An 8,499-nucleotide genomic window follows, 5' to 3' on the forward strand; every position below is an offset into this window, starting at 1 on the left:
ATTTATCCACTATGAACCAAGCAGGTCGCAGCAATACTAAAATTATTGAAGCTGCTAATTTAGTTTTACAATGGGTCGATCGAGATTGGAAACAGGGGAAAGATAATCATAAAGTTACCGAGGCTCCTTTTCGGGTTCAAGCGATTCTTCCCGTCAGCGCCGAAGATCCCCAACCTAATCCAGTTAAGGAGGGAAAAGGATTAGAAATTTATCAACCCGATGACATTTATCAAACAGTAGAGTTAATTGAAAAACGTCTAGTTAAATTACTCCAAGAAAACCCTCAACATAATGCGGCTATCCTCGTTAGAGAAAATCGACAAGGACACTTTTTTGCTCAAAAATTCGCCCATTTTTACAAAAGTTATCAAATCAGAATTTTTGAAGCTAACGAGATCGCTCGCTTTTCCCAAATTCCCGCCGAAATGCTGAAACTATTGGCTTTTGTCGAACGTCCCCACTCTCCCGATTATCTCAAAGCGGCCTTAGAAGTGCTACAATTTAGGGGTTTAATTACTGCCCAAGACTTAAATCCTTTAGTTACCTATCCCGAACAATTTCTTTATCCCACTCCCCTCGATCCCGAACTGAAATCTAACGAAAAAATCGCCCGTCGTTATTGCTGCAGTTTACTAAAAGCTAGATTAGAATTACCCCATTATCAACTCCTGTCTTTTTTCGCTATGACTCTCCAATATTCGGGGTCAGAATTAGCAACTTTGCAAAAATTAACCGCCCGTATTTATCAGGAAACTGCTGGTAATAGTTCTCTGAAAAACACAATTAATACTCTTAATGAAATTATCGCCTCTGAGCGCTTTGAAGGAGTGGAAGAAGATAACGACGATTGTTATACTCGTCCCGGACAACTGACGATTATTACTATGCACAAAGCCAAGGGTTTAGACTGGGATTATGTTTTTATTCCCTTTCTTCACGAAGATATTATTCCTGGCAAACCTTGGGTTCCCAATGGGGCAAAATTTTTGGCAGATTTTACCCTCGCAGAAGTGGCCCGGGCGCAAATTCGAGCAGCGGTTCATCAACGCTATTTAAACCCCGACAGCATACCAATTATTCCCCCACCTTTAAGCGCTTGGTTAGAAGCTGGACAACTTAAAAAAGCTGAAGAATACCGACTTTTGTATGTAGCGATGACGCGAGCAAAAAGACTTTTATGGATGTCGAGTGAAAAAAAAGCTCCCTTCCGTTGGAACACTTTTCGCGGAGATGAAAGTAGTCAATTACAGGATAAAAATCCCTGTCCTGTCTTTCCTGTTTTAATCAATGCTTTCCCCGATTCTTTCTGTGTTTAACTGTTGCTGCAGCGTCCTCGGATAAAGAATTAGGAAGACAAACCACCAGAGGAGTATAGGAATAGATAGGAGTAGGGTTAACCAGAGACGCTGAGTTAAAAACCAACACCCAGCAATCAGGGTAATTCCTGTCAATAAAATCGACCAAGGTTGACACCAACGGGGTTTGTGATCCCAAACGCTACTAGATTTCGAGTTAGACATTAGTTAAGGGGCGGTAATTTACTAACTTGATTTTATCGTACCTGACTATTCAGATAACTGCTACAATTTTGGGTAATTCTAAGTAGGTGGGTGGAATTAAATATAAAATGAACGTAGGTTGGGTTGAAGCATGAAACCCAACGCCCGCATGGGTTACGCTACCGCTAACCCATCCTACAAATAATTGTGCCTACCTACTTATCAATAGAGTTTCTTATCTCTAGACAAACTAAGCTAAATTTTCCTATGATTGATGTCTTTTATCCGATTCCCAAGCTGTTAGATACTATTCTGACGGAGATTTATGCCGAAAATCGCCGTAAACATGAAGAAAGAATGGCCGAATTACAAATAATCTCTAATTCTTCCCTTCGCGATGCCTACGCCCAACAGCTATTATTAGATCGATTTCTTGCCCCCGTGGAAAATGCTCAACATAGCATTCAAAATGCCGCTAAACACGCTCAGTACATGGCAGAAGTAGTTAATTATTATCATCGTGACCATGGCTGTAGTCAAGAGCAAGCCCAAGAAATATCCCGTCAATTTCGGGCTTTAGCGGTTAAAATTTCTCAAATTGACTCTCTTTACGATTTAAAAATCATTTATCAAGTGGTTACTGTTTTCACCCAGCAATTATCAAGATTTAAACACCGAGAAAGAAATTATTCTTGGGAAAGGCAAATCAGAAAGGGTATTTTAGATCCCTTAAATACCTGCATTGCTGTGGAAAAAAATTTTCAAAGACGGGTAGCTTTGATGACTGGTGAACACCCATCAGCTACGGTAATGGGATTATTAGAGTCAGAATAGACAATAGCTACTGACTCTAGGGACATTTTTGGGGGAGTTTTAATACAAACTCCCCCCAATCATAGCCGCTAATAAAATAAAACCGACCCAAACATTTTGACCGAACATTTGACCATAAACTGGTTTGGGTAAATCCGATTGACGTAACAACCAGTATTGACGCCACCAAGCGATCACCGATAGACCCAACCCTAGCCAAAAAAAGGCTGATAACTGCATTTTTTGCCCCTCCCAAGCCAATAAACCCACTGTTAGGGCAAAAAAGACCCCCACGGCTTCCGGGGCGTATTTGCCGAAAAATATGGCACTAGAGTTAATACCAACCTTGAGATCATCCTCTCGATCGGACAGAGCATAAATAGTATCAAATGCCAATGTCCAAAAAATCACCGCTCCCCATAATATAAATGTATTGCTATTTAACGACCCGGTGACGGCACTCCAACAGATTAAAACCGCAAAACCCCAAGCGAGAGAAAGAACCAATTGGGGTACAGGAAAAAAACGCTTGGCGAGGGGATAGCAGATAATCAAGGGAACGGCGGCCACACATAGGCAAAAACTCAGGAAATTCAGATATAAAGCTAAAATTGCGGCGCAAAAGAAAGCAATCAGAGCGATAATCAAACCAACCTTGATCGATAAAGCTCTGGCCGCTAAAGGACGGTTACGAGTGCGATCGACTTGTGGATCGATATCCCGATCCCAAAGATCGTTAACCACACAGCCGGCGGCGCTAGTGGCCAAAGTTCCCAAAACGATCACCCCGATCAAGGGTAGCGGTGGCACACCGTCTGCCGCCAAAAATACCGCCCATAAAGCGGGAATCATCAAAATTAACCTACCTGCGGGTTTATCCCAGCGCAAGAGGCGAATAATCGTCATCCAAGTGGGTTCTAGATCGGGTTGGGATATAGTCATAATTTCTCGTAAAAAGTAGAAACTAGGAGTTAAGGGGATGTGGGGTGTAGGGTGTGGGGTGTGGGGTGTGGGGTTTTGGGGAGAAAATTAATTAATTTTGGCCAGTAGCTGCCTTTTGCCTTTTGCCTTTTGCCTTTTGCCTTTCCTAACCAAGAAGTTAATTTTGCACGACTACTTACTTAACGTGATTACCAGCCCCAACTATTGGGAACCCCTTTAAACGGACCAACCACATCGGAGGTTATCCATCCCCCATAAAAGTTGCCCGGTTGCGGTTGTACTAATTCCCCGTCGGCATAACAAGCGGTCATTTTGGCGGGATAAAAAGCCAGATAATTCTTAATTGCCTGAAACTCTGGTGTCGGGTCCGGATAATACCAAGCGGCGTTAATTGCCTGTTGATCCCCAACGGTGATATTGTAATATCCCGCTAGACCTTTCCACTCACAAAAAGACTTTTCTGCTGTGGCTTGCAGGTATTCCATTTTAATATCTTGGGGCGGTAGATAATAAACTGGAGGATGACTGGTTTCTAGAACTCGATAACTGCTTTTAGTATCGGCAATTATCACCCCATTAAAGATAATTTTTAGGTGTTTAGGCGATAATTCTAGGCGCGGGGGACGAGGATAATCCCAGACGGATTCCTGTCCTGCTTTTGCTGGTATCGGTTGGGGACGAAACATAATTTTTCTTATATTATTCTCCGAGTCAGTATTCTCTGAGTCATTTCACCGTTTACTGATTACTGATTACTGATTGGGTGCATCTCCTATTGGTGACTTTCTCTGACATATAGGGGAGCAGCAGAAGTCATTTAAAGAGGGCGAATGCAATTCGCCCCTACAATAATAATATTATCGCACCAATGGTAGGGGCGCATCGCGTGCGCCCAAATGTAGTATAGATATTTCTACAAAATTGAGATGCACCCGATTACTTTTCACTGATTACTGTTTACTAATCACTGAAAAGAGTTTTCTCAGGGTTTCCACTCGTTCTCGATTGACATTTAAATCCGATTCTCCTAACCGGGAGGCCGAGCGAACATCGATCGCATTTTTGCTAGGATTGAGAGAAAATTCCAGATCATCGACAAATCCCATCCATTGACTGCTAAATTCGGCGTAGAGATAGTTACTATCTTGGTTAATAATTTTAGTTCTCGGTTGGGAGGCGATAATTTTAGCTAATTGCTCGATCGCTTTTTCACCGCTACCCTGATAACTAAGGGGTTCGATCGCATGAGCCTGATCCTGACTCTGACTACTAACACAATTAGGAGTGACCGGACAAGGGGCCAGTTTACCCTCCCTGACTCCCAAATAATCGGGACGAGTACCGGCGAATAAACTGACGCTATCGGGAGCAATTAACCTAATTCCTAGCCAGATGAGCAGTATTCCCAGGAAAATAAACGGGGTTAGCCGGAAAGATTTTTTTACCGTGTCGGAAGTTTCAGTCATGCTAGTCTTACAGAATCACTTCAATTAACTTAACATTGATAGGTGTGGCAATATCAGGAGATAGAATAAGATGTTTCTCGATGAATTACAACCCGTTGTTAAAGAACTGATTCAACAACCGATCGCTTTTTTCGGTGGTTTTGCCTCTGGATTACTGCGCTTGAAACTTTCGGACGATCCCCTCAAAAAATGGTTAGAAGAGCAGGGATTAGTCAGTTTTAACGACAATAATCAGGATAACGGCAACAGTCCCCAGTCGATCTCGATCGATTAGGGATCGGGGGTTAGCTGTTGGGGGTGAGGGTATTCTCCCATCCCCAAAACCCCCCGCTTACCACCCCATCAGCTTAACTTGTTGCTGAAAGTAGATAAATTTCCTCAGCTACTCGTTTTAATCTTCTTAATTGCGCTTCCATATCCTTTTTAGTCCATTTGGCGGCGAATTGCTGGAATCCCCACCCCACAACCGGATTAGGAATCGCAAACTCAAAACGATTGATTAAACAAGTGCCGTCATCATTGGGTTGACATTCCCAGCGATCGCAACCACGAAAAAAGCCTTCAAATTGCCAGACAATTAACCCCGGTTCTCTCTCAATCACCGTACTTTTTAGCGTTGGCTGAATTAGGGGAATTTGAATCAAAAAACGACTTCTACCACCGATATCGGTCTTCCAATCCCCGATAGGTTCACAAACTAACAATGGATTCAACCAACGACGCATTAACTCTAAATCCGTGATACAACGCTCTACCGTCGTGGCACTAGCTTTAATCTGAATTGATTGTTCAAATACTTGACAAGATGACATTGATCTGCTTATAAATTGCTGGCTGAGAATTATCGGTAGTCGGACAAAAATAAAGTTAACTGTGCAGACAAGGCAACAGTAAGGGTTTCGGCCTTGGTTACATTTCTTAACATAGTGTTGTTTATAGCCTTTCTCATCAAGATAAAGTGTAACCTAATTTGCTATGGACGACCGGCGATCGACTCCCCAAAACGAAAACTTCCTACCTCATCATTAAGATAACTGCTCTCAAGCTCATTTTTTCACTAGCTTGAGCAACTCTCGAAAACGTTGGCGTAATCTCTCGATATTAACTGATAATAACATTGGTATCGAGAACAAAGCGTTTAGTCATCGCGTCTTCATCGGCCCGCGTCCTGTAGGGGCGAAGCATTCGGGCAGTAACCTATCGGTGAAACCGGAGATTTTTTATCCGAATGCTTCGCCCGTACTTTTTCAGCAAGCCTTAAACACCTCCTGAGCGTTAGCGGCAATCTCGGCCCGTCGAGCTTCAATCCGGCGCTTGCGGATTAACTCACAAGCATGGAAGCCGTGATAAATTCTATGGAACACAAACAACACGAAAACCTACTTGCTTCATAAATTCCGGATTCTGATAAATTACATTGCGATTACTTGGGAACGTAAAGTTACGAAACTCTTGTGTTGAATTAGTTGTTGATGTATATTCTAAGTCTGTCAGAAAACTAGAACTCTTAACAATGAATTGATTGCCTGATTCAACAAATGCTGAACCATCAGTGGGGTAGATAGGAGATGGGGAATGGCTATCCATATAACTATCCATATAACGAGGGTCTTGGGGGCTGAAAAGATACTCATTTCCACTATAATAACTATCTTGACACCATTCATAAACATTTCCATACATATCATATAGTCCCCACTGGTTAGGCTTTTTTTGCCCTACTGGATGAGTTCGTTTGCCTGAGTTTTTTCCATACCACGCATATTCTCTAAAATCCACAACACCGTCCTCACAAGCAAGGTCTCCAAAATCCACAGCACCGTCCTCACAAGCAAGGTCTCCAAAATACCAGCTAGTAGTGCTTCCTGCTTTACAACTGTAAACCCATTGCACTTCACTAGGCAGTTGATAGCTCTTTCCTGTTTTCTCTGACAATTTACCGCAAAATTCCTGAGCATTATCCCATGTAACTTGTTCTACTGGATGATTACTATCTCCTCTAAAATAAGAAGGGTTGTAAAACATAATGGCTTCATATTGAGCCTGAGTAATCGGGTACTTACTCATCCAAAACCCCTTTAGTTTAACAACAGTAGGTTTATCGCCCAACAAAATAAAATCACCTGGGGGTATCGCAATCATTTCTAATTCAATTCCATTGCGTAAAACTTCTGTAAAATTCTCCGTAATATTAGGCATATTAGGCTTTACTTTTTCCTCTACAGTCATCGACTCCCCTCCCGTTACCAGCGCCGGTAAGTGGGGGATATTACCAAAACGATTTAATAATTGCCAACCTGCCAAAAGACTATTAATCCCCGCGCTTTGACTTCCATCAATCCCGTCCGCATCCTTAACCTTCTCTAATAACAACTTCAAAGACTCCAAAAACGGCTTATCTTCTTGATAAATAATCCGTTTCAAAAGCTGACAATCAGCGTCATTATCCAGATCAAAAATCTTGTCCGATGGGGCATCATTAGCCCGTAACCAATCCGAAAAAGCCTTATTACCTTGCTCTAAAGCCAAATACTGATACTGACTTGGTAAATTAGCCAAAGATAACGCCAACTTCATGCGAATTTCAGGCAAACAAGAGGGAGCATCCGATTTTAAAGTATCGTAAAACTGCCCGTAAGCTTTGACAACGGTTGAAATTCCCATCTGCCAAAACTCCGACGTTAAAAAAGAATGATTCTTGTACTTTTCCAACAAATAGGGAATCAAGCTCGGTAACAAAGGCGTATTTTCCCAGGAATTTCCCAGAAAGAGAATATCCGCATAAAGTCCAATGACTAAACAGTGCCATACTGCCAAATACTCATAAAAACTCTTGTAATCTTGGTCGGTGATTTTATACTCTTTGCCGATTGGCAGATTAGAAGTATCAATGCCATGCTTTTCTAACTCTTCTTTTTCAGCTAACTCCTTGTAGAAAATTTGTAAATTCTCCTCGTTCACTCCGCCCATATTTTTAATATAAGCTTCATCCTTACCCAGAGCTTGTAACTTCTGGCGAGTGATTTCCCACTCCAAAGCCCTTTTTTTCGCTGAATTATTCAGTAAATCAGCAACAGACTGACCCGATAAAATCGTCGCTTGTGTGTAAGAAACATCGCCCCCCGACCAATAACCCGCACGAAAATTGAGTTCCCCCAAGGGAATTTCAGACTCTAAAACTAAAATAGGAATACTTTTTAATTGAGCATGAAGCGCTTGCAGAGCCGACCCCCCGCCCCGTTTATTGGATTCCCAAGCTTTATCTAATAACTGGACAGGATATTGCTTACTATTCAAATAACCCTGATGAAGAAATTGCTCAATTTCCTTAGACAAAAACCCTTCATAACTAGCTTGATAGGGTTTGCCTGAACTGGGATCGTAATCTAAGCTAGGGGGTGCAAGTAGCACTTTTAAAGGCATTATGCCATGAGCGAAAGAATTTTCCAGTAAATCAGATGCTAAATTGGCGATAGGCGATTTATCTTCCCTAAGCCTTTCCCGCATTTGTATTAAAGCATTTTGATGCTGAATTTGGGTCAAATCACGCTGAAAATCTTGCTGTAACTGCAAAATATCATACTGAATCTTCTTTTCCTGCTCAAAACGCCATTTTTGAAAATCCAGATTTTTTTGATTAATCGCAAAGTTAACCTGCGCCCGAAAAGCCTCAATTTCCTTCGCTCTTTCGTGGTTAAGTTCAGCTAATTCTCTTTGAAATTCTTGATTTTCTCTTTGTTGCAATACGGAAAATTTTAATTGATTATATTGCAATTCTG

The 8,499-nt window shown here is 41.8% G+C and carries 9 protein-coding genes; 3 read left to right on the plus strand and 6 right to left on the minus strand.

The window, feature by feature from the left end:
• Positions 1–1,316 (plus strand): 3'-5' exonuclease (locus tag PX636_RS16005; protein WP_288117795.1); only part of this gene is annotated, 1,316 nt, incomplete at its 5' end.
• Here PX636_RS16005 and PX636_RS16010 read toward each other — a convergent pair.
• Positions 1,281–1,520 (minus strand): DUF6737 family protein, encoded by a 240-nt coding sequence (locus tag PX636_RS16010; RefSeq protein WP_016514583.1) that lies wholly within the window; start codon positions 1,518–1,520, stop codon positions 1,281–1,283. The two genes, PX636_RS16005 and PX636_RS16010, sit on opposite strands and share 36 nt — an antisense overlap.
• A gap of 246 nt (positions 1,521–1,766) precedes the next feature.
• Here PX636_RS16010 and PX636_RS16015 point away from each other — a divergent pair, with 246 nt between their 5' ends.
• Positions 1,767–2,333, plus strand: coding sequence for a hypothetical protein (locus tag PX636_RS16015; protein ID WP_288117796.1), 567 nt, complete (start codon positions 1,767–1,769; stop codon positions 2,331–2,333).
• Positions 2,334–2,372: 39 nt separating this feature from the next.
• Here PX636_RS16015 and PX636_RS16020 read toward each other — a convergent pair whose 3' ends face one another.
• From PX636_RS16020 to PX636_RS16030, 3 genes are all read right to left on the minus strand, one after another.
• Positions 2,373–3,254 carry a 4-hydroxybenzoate solanesyltransferase gene (locus tag PX636_RS16020; protein WP_288117797.1) on the minus strand — a complete coding sequence of 294 codons (882 nt, stop codon included), beginning with the start codon at positions 3,252–3,254 and terminating at the stop codon, positions 2,373–2,375.
• A 188-nt stretch (positions 3,255–3,442) separates the two neighbouring features.
• The gene (locus tag PX636_RS16025) at positions 3,443–3,940 is read right to left on the minus strand and encodes a DUF427 domain-containing protein (protein ID WP_004163102.1); all 498 of its coding nucleotides are present in this window, start codon (positions 3,938–3,940) and stop codon (positions 3,443–3,445) included.
• Positions 3,941–4,204: 264 nt separating this feature from the next.
• Positions 4,205–4,720, minus strand: a complete 516-nt coding sequence (locus PX636_RS16030) for a DUF1499 domain-containing protein (RefSeq protein ID WP_069475458.1) — start codon at positions 4,718–4,720, stop codon at positions 4,205–4,207.
• A gap of 70 nt (positions 4,721–4,790) precedes the next feature.
• Here PX636_RS16030 and PX636_RS16035 point away from each other — a divergent pair, with 70 nt between their 5' ends.
• Entirely contained in the window at positions 4,791–4,994 is a 204-nt protein-coding gene (locus tag PX636_RS16035) for a ssl0294 family protein (RefSeq protein WP_002778572.1), read from the plus strand.
• A gap of 73 nt (positions 4,995–5,067) precedes the next feature.
• On the opposite strand, the gene PX636_RS16040 is transcribed toward PX636_RS16035, so the two are convergent.
• Positions 5,068–5,532, minus strand: coding sequence for an SRPBCC family protein (locus PX636_RS16040; RefSeq protein WP_288117799.1), 465 nt, complete (start codon positions 5,530–5,532; stop codon positions 5,068–5,070).
• Between the two features lie 541 nt (positions 5,533–6,073).
• Positions 6,074–8,499 (minus strand): formylglycine-generating enzyme family protein (locus tag PX636_RS16045; protein ID WP_288117801.1); only part of this gene is annotated, 2,426 nt, incomplete at its 5' end.

This window comes from Microcystis sp. M53598_WE2, from assembly GCF_030067735.1.
Taxonomy (GTDB): Bacteria; Cyanobacteriota; Cyanobacteriia; order Cyanobacteriales; family Microcystaceae; genus Microcystis; species Microcystis aeruginosa.